Source organism: Nocardia sp. NBC_01377 (assembly GCF_045040005.1).
In the GTDB taxonomy this organism is placed as follows: Bacteria; Actinomycetota; Actinomycetes; order Mycobacteriales; family Mycobacteriaceae; genus Nocardia; species Nocardia noduli.
The window spans coordinates 4,240,998-4,259,548 of the sequence record NZ_CP109566.1; the positions used below are offsets into that span (position 1 = coordinate 4,240,998).

At 68.4% G+C, this 18,551-nt stretch carries 17 protein-coding genes and 1 riboswitch; of the genes, 7 read left to right on the forward strand and 10 right to left on the reverse strand.

Going from position 1 to position 18,551, the window contains the following annotated elements; translation table 11 throughout:
• Positions 1-50 precede the first annotated feature (50 nt).
• Positions 51-1,013 (forward strand): alpha/beta hydrolase, encoded by a 963-nt coding sequence (locus OG225_RS19605; RefSeq protein WP_405182988.1) that lies wholly within the window; start codon positions 51-53, stop codon positions 1,011-1,013.
• A 96-nt stretch (positions 1,014-1,109) separates the two neighbouring features.
• Positions 1,110-1,223, forward strand: a riboswitch (TPP riboswitch).
• Positions 1,221-2,597, forward strand: a complete 1,377-nt coding sequence (locus tag OG225_RS19610; protein WP_405182989.1) for a purine-cytosine permease family protein — start codon at positions 1,221-1,223, stop codon at positions 2,595-2,597. Its footprint overlaps the riboswitch before it by 3 nt.
• Here the strand turns inward: OG225_RS19610 and OG225_RS19615 are convergent.
• Genes OG225_RS19615 through OG225_RS19625 form a run of 3 tightly spaced genes read right to left on the reverse strand, consistent with a single transcriptional unit; the run spans position 2,583 to position 4,753 of the window.
• Positions 2,583-3,167, reverse strand: a complete 585-nt coding sequence (locus OG225_RS19615) for a TetR/AcrR family transcriptional regulator (RefSeq protein ID WP_405182990.1) — start codon at positions 3,165-3,167, stop codon at positions 2,583-2,585. The two genes, OG225_RS19610 and OG225_RS19615, sit on opposite strands and share 15 nt — an antisense overlap.
• A complete protein-coding gene (locus tag OG225_RS19620; RefSeq protein ID WP_405182991.1) occupies positions 3,168-3,854 on the reverse strand; it encodes a crotonase/enoyl-CoA hydratase family protein in 687 nt (228 codons plus the stop codon).
• A gap of 59 nt (positions 3,855-3,913) precedes the next feature.
• The gene (locus OG225_RS19625; RefSeq protein ID WP_405182992.1) at positions 3,914-4,753 is read right to left on the reverse strand and encodes a hypothetical protein; all 840 of its coding nucleotides are present in this window, start codon (positions 4,751-4,753) and stop codon (positions 3,914-3,916) included.
• Between the two features lie 190 nt (positions 4,754-4,943).
• Between OG225_RS19625 and OG225_RS19630 the strand changes: the two genes are divergently transcribed.
• Both OG225_RS19630 and OG225_RS19635 read left to right on the forward strand, forming a co-directional pair.
• Complete coding sequence (locus tag OG225_RS19630) at positions 4,944-5,996, forward strand: LLM class flavin-dependent oxidoreductase (protein ID WP_405182993.1); 1,053 nt, start codon at positions 4,944-4,946, stop codon at positions 5,994-5,996.
• A 19-nt stretch (positions 5,997-6,015) separates the two neighbouring features.
• Positions 6,016-7,383 (forward strand): NtaA/DmoA family FMN-dependent monooxygenase, encoded by a 1,368-nt coding sequence (locus OG225_RS19635; protein ID WP_405182994.1) that lies wholly within the window; start codon positions 6,016-6,018, stop codon positions 7,381-7,383.
• 3 nt (positions 7,384-7,386) lie between these two features.
• On the opposite strand, the gene OG225_RS19640 is transcribed toward OG225_RS19635, so the two are convergent.
• The 4 genes from OG225_RS19640 to OG225_RS19655 all read right to left on the reverse strand — a co-directional run bounded on the left by OG225_RS19640 (position 7,387) and on the right by OG225_RS19655 (position 11,698).
• Positions 7,387-8,583, reverse strand: a complete 1,197-nt coding sequence (locus OG225_RS19640) for an AI-2E family transporter (RefSeq protein WP_405182995.1) — start codon at positions 8,581-8,583, stop codon at positions 7,387-7,389.
• A gap of 52 nt (positions 8,584-8,635) precedes the next feature.
• Positions 8,636-10,009, reverse strand: coding sequence for an FAD-dependent oxidoreductase (locus OG225_RS19645; protein ID WP_405182996.1), 1,374 nt, complete (start codon positions 10,007-10,009; stop codon positions 8,636-8,638).
• A gap of 94 nt (positions 10,010-10,103) precedes the next feature.
• Positions 10,104-11,246 carry a thiolase family protein gene (locus OG225_RS19650; protein ID WP_405182997.1) on the reverse strand — a complete coding sequence of 381 codons (1,143 nt, stop codon included), beginning with the start codon at positions 11,244-11,246 and terminating at the stop codon, positions 10,104-10,106.
• 35 nt (positions 11,247-11,281) lie between these two features.
• Complete coding sequence (locus OG225_RS19655; protein ID WP_355090927.1) at positions 11,282-11,698, reverse strand: OB-fold domain-containing protein; 417 nt, start codon at positions 11,696-11,698, stop codon at positions 11,282-11,284.
• 351 nt (positions 11,699-12,049) lie between these two features.
• Here OG225_RS19655 and OG225_RS19660 point away from each other — a divergent pair, with 351 nt between their 5' ends.
• Entirely contained in the window at positions 12,050-12,586 is a 537-nt protein-coding gene (locus tag OG225_RS19660) for a glutathione peroxidase (RefSeq protein WP_405182998.1), read from the forward strand.
• 53 nt (positions 12,587-12,639) lie between these two features.
• Here OG225_RS19660 and OG225_RS19665 read toward each other — a convergent pair whose 3' ends face one another.
• Both OG225_RS19665 and OG225_RS19670 read right to left on the reverse strand, forming a co-directional pair.
• A complete protein-coding gene (locus tag OG225_RS19665) occupies positions 12,640-13,803 on the reverse strand; it encodes a hypothetical protein (RefSeq protein ID WP_405182999.1) in 1,164 nt (387 codons plus the stop codon).
• Entirely contained in the window at positions 13,800-14,741 is a 942-nt protein-coding gene (locus tag OG225_RS19670) for a metal-dependent hydrolase (RefSeq protein ID WP_405183000.1), read from the reverse strand. The genes OG225_RS19665 and OG225_RS19670 overlap by 4 nt, the downstream gene beginning before the upstream one ends.
• Positions 14,742-14,964: 223 nt before the next feature.
• Between OG225_RS19670 and OG225_RS19675 the strand changes: the two genes are divergently transcribed.
• Positions 14,965-15,582, forward strand: coding sequence for a TetR/AcrR family transcriptional regulator (locus tag OG225_RS19675; RefSeq protein WP_405183001.1), 618 nt, complete (start codon positions 14,965-14,967; stop codon positions 15,580-15,582).
• On the opposite strand, the gene OG225_RS19680 is transcribed toward OG225_RS19675, so the two are convergent.
• Positions 15,522-17,543 (reverse strand): BTAD domain-containing putative transcriptional regulator, encoded by a 2,022-nt coding sequence (locus OG225_RS19680; RefSeq protein ID WP_405183002.1) that lies wholly within the window; start codon positions 17,541-17,543, stop codon positions 15,522-15,524. The two genes, OG225_RS19675 and OG225_RS19680, sit on opposite strands and share 61 nt — an antisense overlap.
• A 79-nt stretch (positions 17,544-17,622) precedes the next feature.
• Here OG225_RS19680 and OG225_RS19685 point away from each other — a divergent pair, with 79 nt between their 5' ends.
• The gene (locus OG225_RS19685; protein WP_405183003.1) at positions 17,623-18,501 is read left to right on the forward strand and encodes an alpha/beta fold hydrolase; all 879 of its coding nucleotides are present in this window, start codon (positions 17,623-17,625) and stop codon (positions 18,499-18,501) included.
• The last annotated feature ends 50 nt before the right edge of the window (positions 18,502-18,551 follow it).

Genomic DNA, 18,551 nt, shown 5'->3' on the forward strand with positions numbered 1-18,551 from the left:
GCCGTCCTGTTGTCGCGGAGCGCGGCGACCGTGTGAAAGAGCGAAACACCATGCATGTCACCGAGACGATGATCGATCCCGGCCTGCGAAGGGCGGCCGCGGTGCTGGGCAGGGCGGCCGGACGCGCGCGCACCGTCGACGAACTGCGGAAGCCGACACCGATCATGGACCGGATAGCGCGCGCCGTGCCGATCGGCGGTATCCGTCGCCGCGAACGATGGATCCGTCGGCGCGACGGCTCGCCCCTGCGCGTTCTGATCGTCACCGGCCCCGACCCGGCACCGGAGGCGGCGGGGATCCTGTGGATCCACGGCGGCGGCTACGCCATGGGCGCGCCGGAGTGGGAAATCGCCGCCATGCGCAGACTCGTGCGCACCGGCAATTGCGTGATCGTCTCCCCCGACTACCGACTCAGCCGCCTGGCACCGTATCCGGCGGCGTTCGAGGACTGCTACGACGCGTTGCTGTGGTCGCGCGATCACGCCGACGAACTCGGGGTCCGCACCGACCGACTGGCGGTCGGCGGGGCCTCGGCGGGCGGCGGTCTCACCGCGGCGGTGTCGCTGTATGCCCGCGACCACGGCGAGGTCGCCATCGCCTTCCAGATGCCGATATACCCGATGATCGATGACCGTGGCGGCACCGACTCCGCCGTCGACAACAACGCCCCGGTCTGGGACGCGGTCACCAACGAATCGGCCTGGCGTCTCTACCTGGGCGATCTCTACGGCGGGAACGTGCCCGCCTACGCCGCACCCGCACGCGCCGCCGACTTCGCCGGATTGCCGCCGACGATCAGCTTCGTCGGCGGCATCGAACCTTTCCGCGACGAGACCATCGCCTACGTCGATGCCTTGCGCGCAGCGGGCGTGCCGGTCGAGTTCCAGCTGTTTCCCGGCGCGTTCCACGGGTTCGACGCCGCCGTCTGGACCCCGATCGCCAAGCGGGCCACGGCTTTTCTGCTCGATCGCTTCGACCACGCCCTGCGGACCCACCGCGCACCGCAACCCTGACCGCGCTACCCGGGGTCGGTGCGCCAGCGCGCCCACATCCGCCGATCGCGAACTCGCCCCGGTGCGTGTGCCAGTACGCGTGTACCATTTGCCCGGATATACACCCGCGGGAGCTCGGAAATGGCCGGGCTGAGAGGGCGGACCCGAAGCGCCGCCGACCGCATGAACCTGTCCGGGTAATGCCGGCGTAGGGAAGCGAGTTGCCCGATGGCCTCATCGACCGCCGACACGACGGGCCAGGAGGCCCCGCTCACGTTGGATCAGCCCGCGCCGAGGGTGCTGTCGTTCTGGGATCAGAGCGCGTTCTGGGCGAATCTGGGCGTCAGTCTTTTCGCGTTCTCCGGGGCCTACACCGTCCTCGCGCCGAATACCGAGGGCGCGGCGCAGATCTCGATCGCGGCGGGCATCGTCGCGATGATCATCGGCACCGTGGTCGGCGGACTGATGCTCGGGCTCGCCGCCGTCCCCGGCGCGAAAACCGGCAAACCGGCGATGATGCTGTTGCGGGGTCTGTTCGGCGCGAAACTCAGTTATGTGCCGACGGTGCTCAATATCGCCCAGCTCATCGGGTGGGGCACCTTCGAGTTGATCGTCATCGGCAATGCCGCCGAAGAGATGTTCGGCGGCGGTCCGCGCTGGCTCTACGTCGTCGTCGCCGGGGTCATCACCACCGTGCTCACGATCTGGCCGCTGGGGTCGGTACGACTGCTGCGCCGGTTCGTGACGGTGGGCGTCGGCGTCGCGCTGCTCTGGTTCTACATCCAGTTCTTCCGTGCGGGCCTGCCCGATCTGACCGCCGATCCCGGCCCCGAGGGCAACGGCCCGTTCGGCGCCGACTGGTCGCTGTTCTGGATCGCCACCGATGCCGCACTGGCCGTATCGATCTCCTGGATGCCGGTCGCGGCCGACTACACCCGTCACTCGCGCAGCACGAAAGCGGCGTTCGGGGCGGCGAGCGGCGCGTACGGACTCACCCAGATCCTCGCTTACATCCTCGGTCTGTTCGCGCTCGCGCTGTCCACCGGCGACGGCACCTACGGGCCGTTCCTCAGCGTCACCCTCGGCGCGGCGTTCTTCTTCATCCTGGTGCTGCGCGAAGCCGACCAGTCCTTCGCCAACGTGTACTCCACCGCGATCTCGATCCAGAACCTCGCGCCGCGCGTCGACCGCAGGGCGCTCTCGATCGGGCTCGGCGCGCTGATCACGGTACTGGCGCTGTGGCTGGACATGGACGACTACTTCGGCTTCCTCGGCCTGATCGGCTCGGTATTCGTGCCGCTGCTCGGCGTTCTCGTCGCCGATTTCTTCCTGCGCACGCACGGCGAGTGGAACACCGCCGCCGACGCGCCGTCACGCTGGGGCATGATCGTGGCCTGGCTGGTCGGCCTCTCGGTGTACCAGCTGATCAATCCCGGCGACGCGGGCGTGTGGACCGATGCCTGGGTGCGGGTACAGGAATGGCTGCATTTCACCAAGCAGCCGTGGATGAGCGCGTCGCTGCTGTCGTTCCTCGCCGCCGTCGCGGTGGCGTGGCTGGTGGGCAGGTTCATCGACCGCCGCGCCTCGGTGTCAGCGCGCGGATAGGGTCGCGAGGGCGGCCAGCGCCGCCCGCTGGAAGGTTCGCGTGTGGGTTCGCGGCGGTGTGTCGACGCCGCCGCGGACCCACTGGCGGCAGTACTCCTGGGCCGGTCCGACGCAGAGCGCGTGTGCCAGCGAGAAACCGGAACCGTCGTCGGCTCCGGCGCCGGGCAGCTCCGCGTAGCAGCGTCGAAGCGCGTCGAAGAATTCCTGATTGTGCTGCGCCAGTGCGGGTTTCGCTATGGCTCCGACCTCGTCGGGCAGGGTGGCGAACAGGAAGCGCGCGAGCTCTCGGCGATCTTCGACCCAGCCCAGATGCGCGGCGATGAACGCGAGTACGTCGCGCTCGCCGTCGCCGGAACCGAGGCGGTCGAGCACGGCGCGCTGGTAGTCCAGCATCGCTTCGACGTAGACCGCCGCCGCGAGCCCGGCCTTGGAGCCGAAGGCGTGGAACATACTGCCGCTGGACAATCCGAGCCGATCGCGCACCGCGGCGACGGTGAACGCCGGATACCCCTTCGCGAGCAGATGCGTCCTCGCCTCGGCCAGGATCCGGTCGCGGGTGTCCCCCGCCACCTAGACCCCGAACTCGGTATCGATACCGGATCGCACGGCCTCGAGCACCGCGGCCCGCACCCGTGTCTTCGTGCCGAGATGCGCGACCATGTCCAAGCCCGCGAGCCGTTCGGCCTCGGCGTACACGCCGCTGCGCAACGCGTCCTCGTCCTCGGCGACGACGTCGAGGAAACCCAGGTCGCGCGCTTCCCCCGGCGCGAACAACGCCCCGGTGCCCGCCGCGCGATCGAATCCGGGTGCGGTGAGCCGATGCCGGGCCGTCTCGACGCCGTAGTGCGGGATGGTGAGTCCGATCGCGACTTCGTTCAGTCCGATCTTGAAATCACCGGCGACGCCGAAGCGCACATCGGTCGCGAGCAGCACGAACGCACCCTGCGCGATCGCGTGTCCGGCGCAGGCCGCGATGACCGGATACGGAAAACTCAGTAGTCGGTGGACGAGTTCGCCGCCCGCCCGCAGGGTCCGAACGACTTCCTCCGGATCGCGACCGAACATCGCGAGGTCGTATCCGGCGGAGAACAGCCGAGGCCGCCCGGTCAGCACGACCACGGCCCGGTCCGTCTCGGCCTGCGCCAGCGCCGCCGTCAATTCGCGAATCATGTTCTGCGACATCACATTCGCTTTACCGTCATCCATCGCGATGGTGGCGACGGCACCTTCTCGTGTGTATCCGACGAGATCAGGCACCACAACTCCTTCGTCCTAGAGCCCCGCTCTAGAGTAGCACTCCACCACGAATTCGAGCGTCATTCGCGCGGGCGCCAGATCTGCGCCGCGTCGGCCAGATTCCACCAGGAGACGAAATCGGGGTCCTGTTCGACGAGCACCCACTCGGCGTCGAGCGTGGCGAAGAAGGACTCGTTCGCGGTCCGGCCGCCGCGCGGTTCACCGATGTAGACGAGCCGGTCGCCCCCGGCCTCGCGGTAGTGGTTCAACGCCTCCGACGACATCGGGTCGTCCCATCCCGGCGGCCAGCACAGCAACAGGACGGCGTCGGTGGTGTCGATGTGGGCGAACGCGGTGAGATCGCCGACCGGATGCCAGGTCTCGGGAATTCCCGAGGTCGCCGGGAACGACAGGTTCGAGCGCGCGCCGGGCGGTTCGACGTCGAAGGCGAGGACCTCCGCACCGCGACGCGACAGCTGGGCGGCCCAGTAGCCGCGTCCGGCACCGAGTTCGACGAGGCGACGGCCCTGGCAGCGGGCGACGATCCAATCCAGCGTCTCCGGCGCGGGAACCGCGTAGGCGTAGGCGGATTGGAGGACGGTTTGCGCGAACGCGAGCCTGGCACTGCCGCGAGGGTCGCCGCCGTTGGCTTCGCGTCTGCGGCCGCGGCTGTCCGGGCCGGGCGTGACCGTGGGGCGGACGATCTCCCAGTACGGATTGTCGGCCGCACCGCCGGTCAGATAGTGCAGTAGCCCGAGATCGAAAGCGCCATCGGCGCTCTCGTCGCCGGTGCCCGCGAGAAGCGGGGCGGTGTCGAGATAGTCGGCGACGGCGGGATGCTCGGCGCGCAGCCGGTGCTCGTCGGCGAGAAGTGCGGCCAGTTCGTCACGTCGCCGAGGCGACAGGGGAAATGCGGTCACCGAGACAGTCTGGTCGCTGCGCTCACGACGCGACGCCGAATCCGGAGTCCGCGCGACGCGGCTGGACGACCTGCCGATTATTCCCGAACGACCGGTTCGGATCAGAGCGAGGAAAACCGTCGCGGTGGCGGCTACCGGGTCGAATCCTAGAGGTTCGAGCAGTGTTCTCTCGGGCGGAAGCAGGTGGCGTATGGGTGCGTTCGGTGTCGGCATAGAACTCGACGGGGACGGGTACCACCCGGCCGCGTGGCGGCGCTCGGGCCGCACACCGGACCGGCTGCTCTCGGGCGACACGGTCCGGCAACGGGTCGTCGCCGCCGAGAACGCCGGATTCACCCTGGCCACGTTCGCGGATTCGATCCTGCCCGACGACGCGGTGCCCGGGCGTATCGACGCGGTGACGCGGGCGTCGTTCGTGGCGGCGACGACCAGCACCATCGGCCTGGTCCCGACCGTGGCCACCACCTATGCCGAGCCGTTCCACACCGCCTCGCAGATCGCGACGCTGGACTACTCCTCGCGCGGTCGCGCGGGCTGGATCGCGCAGCGCGTCGACGACGAACGCGCCGCCGCCACCTGGGGTCGTCCCGTGGTGTCGGCGGATTCCGATCTCGCTGCCGAACAGCGCGACTCGATCGAGGTGGCACGGCGGCTGTGGGATTCGTGGGAGGACGACGCGGTCGTGCGCGACTACGCGAGCGGACGCTTCCTCGACCGGGATCGCCTGCACTACATCGACTTCGAGGGCGGGACCATCTCGGTCAAGGGTCCGGCGATCGTGCCGCGCCCGCCGCAGGGCCAACCAGTGGTGTTCGGCGTCGAAGGCGAGGTCGACGTCCGGCTCGTCACCGGGAACACCGTCGACGAACTCGTCGCGGCGGCGGCTGGATCCGACGCGCCGCGCACCTTCGGTGAGATCTCGGTGGCCCTCGACACCCCCACCGTGACCGCCGCGGACCGGCTCGCCGACCTCGATCGCCACGCCCCCGCACGATCGACCGGACGACTGTCGTTCTCCGGTTCGGCCGCCGAACTGGTCGCGCTGCTGACCGGCCTGGCCTCCCACCTCGACGGCGTGCGCCTGCATCCCGCGGTCATCGACGAGGACCTTCCGGTGCTGGCCCGGCTGGTCCTGCCCGCCCTGATCCTCGCGGGCCTCGCACACCGACCGGTCCCCGGATCGACCCTGCGGGCCGAACTCGGGCTGTCCCGTCCGGCGAACCGCTACGCGGTCACCCCCTGATCCGAGGAGAGATATCACCATGACCGCCGACATTCCGCGCCCCGACGCACAGGTCCACTTCGGGATCTTCTTCCAGGGCGTGAATCACACCACGATCTGGTCGGATCCCAGCAGCGGATCGCAGATCGATTTCGAGACCTTCCGCCGCGTCGCCACCACCGCCGAACGTGGCCTGTTCGACGCCTTCTTCCTCGGCGAGGGCCTGCGCCTGCGCGAACAGGACGGCAGAATCCTCGAACTCGATATCGCGGGCCGCCCCGACGCCATCGCCCAATTGGCCGCCCTGGCCGGGATCACCGAGCGCATCGGCCTGGTCGCGACGCAGAACACCACCTACAACGAACCCGCCGATCTGGCCAGACGGCTGAGCGGACTGGATGTGATCTCCGGCGGACGCGCCGGATGGAACGCCGTGACCACCGACAACGCGTGGACCGGCGAGAACTTCCGGCGCGGTGGCTACCTCGACCACGCGCACCGCTACGACCGGGCCGCCGAATTCGTCGGCACGGTCCGCGAGATCTGGGATTCCTGGCGCGATCACGCGATCGCGACCTCCCAGCACGGCGCGAACTGGATCGAACCCGACGCGATCGCTCCGGTGGAACGCGCCGGCGCGCATATCCGCGCCACCATACGCCCGACCCTGCCGCGCAGCCCGCAGGGACATCCGGTCATCTTCCAGGCCGGGGATTCCCCGACGGGCCGCGATTTCGCCGCCGCCAACGCCGATGTCATCTTCTCCAGGCACGGAACCCATTTCGACGACGCCCTCGCCTTCGCGCGGGATGTGCGGACCCGGCTGCGCGCCGCGGGCAGGCCCGAGGACGACATCAAGATCCTGCCGGGAACCCAGATCGTGCTGGCGGAGAAGGAATCCGAGGTCGAGGAGAAGGTCCGCTGGGTCCGCGAGGGTCAGTACACCGGCCAGACAACGCTGTCGCTTGCCGGTCAGGTGTGGGGCAAGGATCTGTCCGACCGCGATCCCGACGGTCCGCTCCCGGCGGAGGATCCGGAGCCGCGTCCCATCTCCGAGACCCGGGGCGCACCGCGCGGCGGCCAGGATCCGCTGGAGATCGCCCGCGAGTGGCGGGCCCGTGCCGAGGCCGAGAATCTGTCGCTGCGCCAGGTCGTCATCGCGACCACCGCCCGTTCCGGTTTCGCGGGAACCCCCGCCGGGGTAGCCGACGAGCTGGCGCGCTGGGTCCGCCACGGCGCCACCGACGGATTCAATATCTCGCCGTATCTGGTGCCGACCGGATTGGACGAGATCGTCGAGTCGCTGGTTCCCGAACTCCAGGAACGCGGGGTCTACCGGACCGAGTACACCGGCACCACCCTGCGCGAGCACCTGGGATTGCGCGACCCGCTCACGCGCCGCGCCTGAGGGCTATTCGGCCGACGGCGCGAGATCGCCACCGGATTCGGGCGACGGCTCGTCGGACACGTCGACGTGGTCCGACTCCGGTGGCGGGCCGCTGACCGCGTCGATCTGCTCGCCGATATAGCGGATCACCACCGCGATGATCGCGACCACCGGCACCGCCAGGAAGGCGCCGGTGATGCCGTAGAGCGAACCGCCCGCGGTCACCGCCAGCAGCACGATCACCGCGTGCAGTTTCATGCTGCGGCTCTGGAGGACCGGTTGCAGCACATTGCCTTCCAGCTGCTGCACCGCGATGATGATGCCGAGCACGATCAGCGCGGTCGTGAGCCCGTTGCCGACGAGCGCGACGAGTACCGCCAGCGCACCGGCCACGAAAGCGCCGACCATCGGGATGAATCCGCCGATGAAGGTGATCACCGAAAGCACCATCGCCAGCGGCACCCCGAGGATGAACAGGCCCGCGCCGATGAACACCGCGTCGATGAGGCTGACCAGCGCCTGGGTGCGGATGAAGCCGCCGAGGGTGGCCCAGACCCGTTCCAGCACCGCCTCGACGTGGCGTCCGCTGCGGTTGCCGAGTACCTGGTGCATCCAGGGCAGGAAGCGCGGTCCGTCCTTGACGAAGAAGAAGGCGAGCACCAGCACGAGGAACAGCGTGATGAGCGCGGAGGTCGCGGTGCTGACGCCGGTGAAGACGCCGGAGGCGATCTGCTCGGAACTGGACTGGAGTCGCTGCACGATCGCGTCGACCGCGGAATCCAACTGTTCGTCGCGCACCCGCAACGGCGGGCCCTGCAACCATTCCCGCACCTGATTGACGCCCGCGGTGGCCTTGTCGGCGAGTTCGGGCGATTGATCGGCCACCGACGGCACGATCAGCGCGATCACCCCCGCCAGCAGTGCGAGGAATCCGAGCACGGTGACCGAGGCCGCGGCGGCGGGGCGAAATCCGTGCGAGGTCAGCCACCGCGTCGGCGGCCACAGGATCGTCGCGACCACGATCGCGAGCGCGACCGGGAGGATCACCACCCACAGCCGGGCGGTGAGGAATCCGAGTACCCACGCACCGGCCGCGATGGCCACGACGGCCAGCGACCATTTGGCGAGCCACAGGATCCCGCCCCCGATCACGTCGCCGCGATCGCGCCACGATGTGCCGTTCTTCTGTGCTCCGCTGGTTTCCTCTGTCGGCCCGCTCACGCCGCCAGTCTCGCACGCGGCACTCGCGGCGGCGGGGATTGGAGCGCGAGCATCACCCGCGGGCCCGCACCGCGATCGCTGCCTTGCGGGCCGCGACCAGCACCGGATCCCAGACCGGCGAGAAGGGCGGCGCGTAGCCGAGATCGAGCGCGGTCATCTGTTCGACGGTCATCCCGGCCGTCAACGCGACAGCCGCGATGTCGACCCGTTTGGCCGCGCCTTCGCGGCCGACGATCTGCACGCCGAGCAGGCGGCCGGTCCGCCGTTCGGCGAGCATCTTCACCGTCATCGGGTCCGCTCCGGGGTAATACCCGGCCCTGCTGGTCGATTCGATGGTGACGGCGACGAATTGCAGCCCGGCATCGGCGGCGGCCCGCTCCCCCAGCCCGGTTCGCGCGACCTCGAGTTCGCAGACCTTGCTCACCGCGGTGCCGACCACACCGGGGAACGTCGCGTACCCGCCGCCGATGCCGGTGCCGATGACCTGCCCGTGTTTGTTCGCGTGCGTGCCGAGGGCGATGTGGCGCTCACGGCCCGACACCAGATCGAGGACCTCGACGCAGTCGCCGCCCGCCCAGATGTCGTCGTGACCGCGCACCCGCATCGCGAGATCGGTGAGCAGGCCCCCGTATTCGCCGAGCGGCAGTCCGGCCGCGCGCGCGAGCGTCGTCTCCGGGGTGACGCCGATCCCGAGCACGACCACGTCGGCCGGGTATTCCGCCGACGCGGTGACGACCGAGCGCACCCGCCCGGCGTCGTCGGCGCGGATCTCCACGACCTCGGCCTCGCAGACGATCTCGATCCCCATTCCGAGCATGGCGGTGGCCACGAGCGCGCCCATATCCGGATCGAGGGTCGACATGGGCGCGGAACCGCGATGCACCACCGTCACCTCGTACCCGCGATTGATCAGCGCTTCGGCCATCTCGATACCGATGTATCCGGCGCCGACCACCACCGCCCGCTTGCCCTCGATCCGGTCGAGCGTGTCGAGCAACTCCTGCCCGTCGTCGAGGGTCTGCACACCGTGCACCCCCCGCGCGTCGATGCCGGGCAGGTCGGGGCGGACCGGTCGCGCGCCGGTGGCGATCACGAGTTTGTCGTAGGACAACCAGGATTCCGCACCCGACTCGAGGTCCTTCGCCCGCACCGCGCGACCCTCGATATCGAGTTCGACCACCTCGGTGCGCATACGCAGATCGATATCGCGGGCCCGGTGCTCCTCGGGAGTCCTGGCGATGAGCGCGTCGCGTTCGGCCACATCCCCGCCGACCCAGTACGGAATCCCGCACGCCGAATACGAGGCGAACCTGCCCCGCTCGAACGCGACGATCTCGAGTTCGTCGGCGCCGCGCATCCTTCGAGCCTGTGATGCCGCCGCCAACCCCGCCGCGTCGCCACCGACGACCACCAGTCGCTCACTCATACCGTCACGCTACGTCGCCGGGCGCGCACCCGGCCCGCGACAGCACATCGGCCCCGGCCGTGACGGCGGGGGCCGATGTGTACTCGCGGGTGGATCAGGTGGTCAGGATCGACGCCGCCGCCGTTCCGGGCGCACCGTAGACCTGCGCGTAACCGACCTTCGGGTTACCGGGAACCTGACGGTCCCCGGCGTTTCCACGCAACTGCTGGACGAGTTCGTAGACCTGCCGGATACCGGAGGCACCGATCGGCTCGCCGTTGGCGATCAGTCCGCCGTCGGTGTTGACCGGCAGCCTGCCGCCGATCTCGGTCGCGCCCTCGGCGATGAGCTTCTCCTGCTCGCCGTCCTTGCAGAAACCGTTCTCGGCCATGTGGATGACCTCCGAACCTGCGTCGGTGTCCTGGAGCTGGATCACGTCGACATCGGACGGGTCGATGCCCGCGGTCTCGTAGGCGGCGCGCGAGGCGTACACCGTGGGCGAGACGTCCTCGTCGACGGCGGCCCAGGTGCTGTGCACCTCGTAGGCGCCGTAGCGGCGGGTGCGGATGACGCTGGACCGCAGGTAGATCGGCTTGGTGGTGTAGCGCGCCGCGAGATCGCCACGGCACATGATCACGGCCGCCGCGCCCTCGTCGGGCGAGCAGAACATGTACTGGGTCAGCGGGTAGTTGAGCATCGTCGAGTTGAGGATGTCGTCTTCGGAGATCGGGTTGCGCCGGAACGCGTTCGGGTTGAGCGCGCCGTTGCGGAAGTTCTTGTTGGCGACCTTGGCCAGCGTGCGCTGGGAGATGCCGTGCTCTTCGATATAGCGGTTGGTCTTGATGCCGAAGAACTTGGTGGTCACGAACTGACCGTTCTCGGCGTACCACCCGGGCAGGCCCAGTTTGGACGGGTCGTCGGTGAACGCGCCACGGGGGTGTTTGTCCATGCCGACCGCGATGCCGATGTCGTAGCGGCCCGAACGGATCGCCTCGGCGGTCTGCTCGATCGAGCTGGCGGCGGTGGCGCAGGCGTTGAACACGTTGGTGAACGGGATACCGGTCAGGCCCACCAGCCGCGTCACGGCGTCGGGGTTGCTCACCTCGTAGCTACCGCCGAACCCGAACTGGATGTCCTTCCATTGCACTCCGGCGTCGGACAGGGCGAGCTGGATCGCTTCCGCGCCCATCTCGATCGCCGTTTTGGCGAAGCGGCCGAACGGGTGCAGACCCACGCCGATGATGGCGACGTCGTTCATGTGAAGCTCCTTGATTTCTTCGGTGAGGGTCGGTGTCAGACCGGCTTGAACGCGACCGTCACGACCTCTTCGCCCGCGTCGTCGACATAGAGGGGAACGAAGGTGAGTTCGACGTCCATGCCGGTGCGCAGCACGGCCGGGTCGCCCTCGGTCAGCCGGGTCTCGACGCGCACGTCATCGCCGAGCTGCACCAGGCCGATGCCGAACGCCTCGAAGTTGTCGGCGTTCTCCTTGCCCGCGTACGGCAGCTTGGGAACGAACCCCTGCGTCGTCCACGCGACCAACTTGCCGGAACGCTCGAGCAGCAGGTCGGACAGATCCGCGCCACTGCACCTCGGGCACCGCTGCTGACGCGGCCAGGTGGTGGCCGCGCAGTCGTTGCAGCGGCTGCCGATCAGCTGCGGATTTTCCTCGGGCCACGTCGAGACATCCGGCGCCAGTGCCTTCGCCATCTACTGTCCTCCTCTGTCGATTCCTCTTGCGAGCTGGGTTTTTGTATTCGAATGTGCTGTAGCTCAATGGTTTTCAGGCCAGAGAAGGTGATGACACAGTCCGATCGGCCCATCGGCGACCGCGAATGCACATCCCACTATCCTCCTGCGAGAATTCGATTCTCAATTCCCGAAGATAGATTTCCACGCGGGAACCACGGAGTCAACCTCGAGACGGATGCCGAACAGGGAGGGATAGAACACGTTCGACCCACCGGGAGGCCGATAGCAAAAAGTTTGCTTTTCGATTGCCCGCCGGCGACCCGCCGATCGGAACTAAACGGAGAGAAGTGCTCCGCTATCGTCGGGAGCATGAGCATCCATGGATTCAGCGTCACCACCGCCGAGGGAACCGCCAAACCCCTGAGCGACTACAGCGGCCGCCTCGTATTGATCGTCAATGTCGCCAGCAAATGCGGCTTCACCCCGCAGTACGCGGGGTTGGAGGCACTGCATCGAGCGACCGAGGACCGCGGGTTGGACATCCTCGGGTTTCCCTGCAACCAGTTCGGCAACCAGGAACCCGGCACCGACGCCGAGATCCAGGAATTCTGCTCGACCGAATACGGGGTCACCTTCCCGATCTTCGCCAAGGTGGACGTCAACGGCCCCGACGCCGATCCCCTGTTCACCTACCTGCGCGCCCAGGCGCCGGGCGATTTCGGCCCCGACGCGGGCCCCCTCTACGAGCACATCAAGAGTTCACGTCCCGAAGTGCTCGGCACCGACGAGGTGAAATGGAACTTCTCGAAGTTCCTGGTCGGCCGCGACGGCGCGGTCATCCGGCGCTACGAATCCAGCGCGACACCGGAACAGATCCGGGCCGATATCGAAGCCGACCTCGACTGAGACCCGTTGGTGCTTCGTGGGCGCCGCGCCCACGAAGCACCACCCCGGCGCGACTATGCCGAGTGACTCACCTCGGGTTCGCGCGCGGGTCCGATCCGGTCGTCACCACCGGAGTCGGAGCGCGGCACCGTGTACGTGGCGAGCACGCACAGGACGGCGATGGCGAAGCACGCCAGGGCGTACCAGATATTGCCGATGGGATCGCCGTTCGCGGTCGAGCCGTCCACGGCGGCGAAGTAGTCGGGCAGCGCGGTCACCCAGAGCAGCGCCATCACGCCCAGATACACCACGCTGTATATCCGGACGAATCGATTCGAATAGCGCGGGATATCCGACTCGCCCCGGCGCAGCGCGAGCCACCGGCGGCTCAACGCCACCACCGCGACGACCGAGACGACAACCAGTTCCGCCACGTAGAGCAATCCCCTGACCGTGTCGCTGCCCGCGCCGAGAACCGTCGCGGGAATGGGCAGTATCCCGGTGCCCAGCGATCCGAGTATGCCGATGACGACGGTGCGCCAGACGATTTCCACACCCGAGAAATCCCGGCCCGCGTCGACATGGCGACCGACGAGCAACTGGACGAAGAACGCCAGCGACATCGGCCACAGCGCGGCGAAGACGACCACGCTGGGAATGGGGACCGAGTCGAACATAGGTTGGTTGATCGGATTGTCGACCGACCATTCCCACCAGCGCAACTGCGGTCCGATGTGGTCGAAGACCTCGTAGAAGCCGTGATGGACGAACCCGACGCAGACCGCGCCGACGAGCACACCGTAGCGGCGGAACACCCCGAGCGATCGAACCGTTTCGAAGGCGAGCGTCGCCATCAGCGGATAGATCGCGACGATGTACAACGGCAGTCGGCCCCAGAGGAATTCGACCGTGAAGACGTTGTGCGCGAACATCGTGTCGACATGTTCGTCGATGCCGAACGCCGCGGGGAAATACAGCGGCGGCTCGATGATGAACAGATACGCCGTCGCGCCGAACCAGACGACGAGGTTGGTCGGATCACCGTGACGGCGCAGCCGGACGATCGCGTAGATCAGGGCGAGTATCGCGCCGAGCACGATGGTGAATTCGAGGACGGGCAGCGTCCAGTTCTCCAGCGCGAACGGGTTGCGCACTTCGAGGAGTCCACCCGCTTCCTCGCAGGAGAAGCCGAGTTCTCCGGCGAGTTTCTCGAAGGTGGGGGCGCAATGATCGGTCATCGGTCCGCCCGCGGCGAAGTGACCGCGTTCGCGGTGTACCACTGCGACACGTCGTAGCCCGCGTCGTAGCGCTCGAACCACACTCCGGCGAGTTCGGGCAATGTCTCGTGATCGGGATTGTGTCGCGGCATCTGACTACGGATGATGCCGACCAGCGCGACGAGTTGCGGACCGAGCCGGAGGTGGTCGAACGCGCGCGACATCGGGCCGTTGCCCCCGGCGCGCGAACGGCGGAACAATCCGGCGAGTCGTTGCTGGTAGCGGTAGGTCGCGAACATCGCCATCGCGTCGACTTTGCGATCCTCCAGCGGAACGTGTTCGTTGAAACCCGCGCTGGCGATCCGGATCACCTTCATCACGTGCCGGAAGATCGAGGGTGCCATGCGCATCCGGTAGATATCGCTGCCGACGACCGAGTCGAAGATGATCAGCGCCGAACTCCTGTGCTCGACCTCTTCGACGAAATGCCAGATGAACAGTGACGCGACGCGATCGTCGCCCGGCCGGAACAGGGACGAGTCGTTGTCGAGCATCAGTTTGAAGACCGGCGTGAACGTCGCCTCCAGGTCCGCGGTGTAGGCGAGGCGGTAGTCGAGGGACGTGTCGACGGTGAGGCGGTCGAATTCCCCGATCACCTGGTTGAGCGTTTCCTGTAGTCCCGGATAGCGCCTGATCAGAGCGTTGGCGTGTTGACGGTGCGCGGTCGAATGCTGGCCCTCCTGACGCACGAACGCGTCGGCCTCCCGCGCGACGGCGGGATCGGTGATCCGGGGCATGGCCTCGCGGATCATGTTGACGATCATCTTCTCGAAGCCGATCGCCAGGAAGGACACGGCGTTGGCCATCGCGGAGAAGGCCGGATTCCGCTCGTTCCACAGGAAGGGCACGTCGTAGTCCGCGAATGCGAATCGCATCTTCCGGACCTGTAGGTCGGTCACCGGTCTCCACCTCGTTCTCGGGAGCGGTCCGGGCTGTCGGGCCGCTCGGATAAGCCCGCTCGGGCATGCCCGAGCCTGACAATTGTGATCATACATATGACTATCACTGTGTATGATATGAATCGAAATATCGCCTCGAGCTGGGCGAACAGTCGGCCGGAAGCGCTGTGGTAGGTTCGATTCCTTGATTCGCACGCAACGAATTCGGCCGAGGAAGCGGGCAGTGGCAGGCAGGCGCGGGTGGGGCGGCAGTCCGCCGAAGGACGACGAAGAAGCGTCTCGTCGAATCGTCGCCGCCGCTGTCGAACTGATCGGACGAACCGGCGCCGAGATCAGCATCGCCGACGTCGCGGAATCCCTCGGCGTCATCCGCCAGACCGTCTACCGCTACTTCCCCAGTTCGGACGCGCTGATGCGTGCCGCGGCGTTCGCCTCGGTCGACAATTTCCTCGACCGGCTGGCCCGGCACGTCGGCGGCATCACCGACCCGGCCGACGCCATGACCGAGGCCGTGGTCTTCACCCTGACCGATGTGCCGCGGACCCCGCACCTGGGCATCCTGCTGTCGAGCACCTATTCCGAGGCCGACCCGGAAAGTCTCACCTCCGAGGAAGCGCACACCTTCGGCATGACGATGATCGAGCGCTTCGACGTCGACTGGCGCCACTGCGGCTACGACGACGAATCCCTGCACGAACTCGTCGAATACGCCCTTCGGACGATGCAGTCGTTCTTCCTGTCCCCCGGAAATCCGCCGCGCGAGGAGGCGGAACTGCGCCGCTATCTCCGGCGGTGGATGGGAACCGCGATCCGCGCCCAGGTCGACAGCTCGTCGAGGTAGCCCCGCACCGGTCCGACACCGAGCAGGCCGCTCTGCGCGGTGGTCTCGGCCGCGGCGGGTGAGAGCTGGGCGACGGCTCGCGCCATGACCGGCGCGTCGTCGACGGCGATCGCCGCGTAGGCGATCACGGCCCACAGCGCCTCGAAAAGCAGATCCCGTGGCGGGGACGCGATATCGCGCAGAGCCGTTCGGGCGCCGTCGATCTCGCCTCGCGCGGCGAGCACGGCGGGACGAACCCACGGTGCGTACGGTCCCCAGTCCCGGCCGGTGTCGAACGAGGCGATCCGTTCCGTATCGCGGTGGCGCAGCGCGAGACTCAGCAGCGCCAACGGCAACAGGCCGCGATGCAGTCCGGGCATACCCGCCCCTTCGAGCGGAACGGCCGCCGCCTCGTACGCCGCTTCGGCCGCCCGGATGTCGGAGGTCTCCGCCGTGCGCAGCGCCCGGAACCAGTCGGTGAACACCGTGACCAACGGCAGGTCGTAGCGTCGCGCGACGGCGTCCGCGGCCGAGGCGTGCCGTTGCGCCCCCTCGAGATCGGCCAGCGCGCAGTGGGCCTGCATCCGCACGAGATGACCGAGCACCTCGTAGGTGAACAGGTTGTTGCCCGTGGCCACCGACAGCACCTCGGCGCCGAGCGCGTCCCGCTGTCGCGCCATTCCGGCCCGTTCGAAACTCTGCATGAACACGCCGTTGAGCGCGAAGGCCAGCAGCGACGGATCGCGCAGCCGCCGTGCGATCTCCTCTGCCGCACGGGCGGCGTGCAGCGGCCGCAGACCGTCGTCGGCGCGATATTCGGTGGGCAGCGCACCACGCGATTCGACCGCGATCGTCGCGAGCAGCCGGGCCCGATCGGTGTCGTGCTCGGGCAGGCGTCCGATCGTCTTCTCGGCGACGGTGACCAACCAGCGGTCCGCGGCGGGATCATCCGAACGGGTCCAGATCGCGGGCACGTCGTAGATGCCGATGACCCGCGCGGTCAGTCGCGCGTCACCCGTCCGCTCGGCGGCGGCGACCGCCGCGATCCGGTGTCTGCGGGCGGCTTGGAGCCCGCCGCCACCGGTCACCGCGAGATCGCGCATGAGTCCCGCCGTCGACTCCAGCCTGGTTCTGGTCCGGGACGCCACCGCGCTGTCGTAGGCGGCGCGCGCCTGTTCCCACACCCGCTCGGCCGGGTCGGTGACACCCGGATCGAGGTGTTCGGCCTGGAGCAGCAGATCCTGCTCCAGCCTCCGCAGGCGCGGTCCCGGATCGATGCCGAACTGTTCGGCGAGCATCGCGCGGGCCCGGCCCACGACCGCGAGCGCGTCGGCCTGACGCCCGCAACCGTAGAGCGCGGTGGCCAGCAACTGCCAGGCGTCCTCGCGCCAGGGATGTTCGGCGACGTGGACATCGAGATCGGGGATCGCCGCCGCGGCCGCGCCCGTCGCGAGTTGCGCCGCCGCGCGCCGTTCCACGGCGAGTAGTCGTTGCTCGGTGAGCCGCGCGCGCTCGGCCCGCGCCCATTCGCTGTCGGCGAAATCGGCGTAGGCGAAGCCGTGCCACCAGCCAAGTGCCTCGGTCAGCCGGGAAAGCGCTCGCGCGGCGGGAAGTTCGACCGCCGCCCGGACCGCGTCATCGAATCGCCACGCGTCGACCGCGTCCGGTGCGGCGCGCAGGACATAGCCCGGTCCTTCGGTCACCAGCAACCGGGCGGGAGTGCGCGGCGCGCGATCGGGTTCGAGCGCGCGCCGCAGCCCGGCGACGAAGGTGCGGATCGCCCCCACCGGGTCGGCGGGCGGTTCGTCCCACAGGTCGTCGACGAGACGACCGACCGGGACGACGCGGCGGCGGGCGAGGATCAGCCGCGCCAGGACCTCGCGGTGTCGCGCGCGCAACGCGACCGGTTCACCCGTCTCGTCCCGCACGATCACCGGGCCGAGCACCTGGAAGCGCATCGGTCCACTGTAGTGCGCGTTCATCGGTTGCTCATCGGCTCACCGCAGGGTGGGAACCGAGGCGCCCGACGGCGCGCAACCCCGATACGAGGAGTCGCCCACGATGAATGTCACCCTTCCCGGTTTCGACTACCGTCGCGTCCGTGTCGCCGACGACGTCGCGCTGAATATCGCCGTCGCGGGCTCGGGAACCCCGATCGTGCTCCTGCACGGCTTCCCGCAGACCCATCTCATGTGGCGTCACGTCGCCGCCGAACTGGCGGCACATCACACCGTCCTGTGCCCGGACCTGCGCGGCTACGGCGACAGCGACAAACCGACCGAAGCCGGGCCCGACACCTATGCCAAACGCACGATGGCCGCCGATATCGTCACCGCCGCGGCGGAACTCGGCCACGATCGCTTCGCGCTGGCCGGACACGACCGAGGGGCGCTCGTGGCGTTCCGCGCCGGTCTCGACCACCCCGCGGCGATCACCCACCTGGCCTGCCTCGACGTGCTGCCCACGCTGGATATGTGGGAGGTCATGCGCGGAGCGGACGCGGCCGTCGGCTTCCATCTGTATCTCATGGCCCAGCCGCCCGGACTTCCCGAACGGATGATCACGGCGTCGGCCGACGCGTTCTTCGCCCATTTCCTCGATCAGTGGACCAACGATCCCGACGCGATCCCGACGGAGATCCGCGCGGCCTATCTCGACGCCTGCCGCGCCGCGGTCCCCTCCATCGTCGCCGACTACCGCGCCTCGGCGACCGTCGATCTCGACCACGACCGCGCCGACCGCGCCTCGGGCACCCGACTGTCCATGCCGGTGACCGTCCTGCAACAGGATTGGGGCGCCGCACTCGGCTACGACGCGGCGGCGCTGTGGTCCGGCTGGGCCGCCGACCTCGACCATCGCACCGTCACCTCGGGCCATTTCATGGCCGAGGAAGCACCCACCGAGATCGCCGCCGCCCTCCGCGATCTCCTCCGCCGCTGACCCGCCCCGCCACCTTCCCGAGAGGCCCGGGCACCCTTCGGGATCGTCGC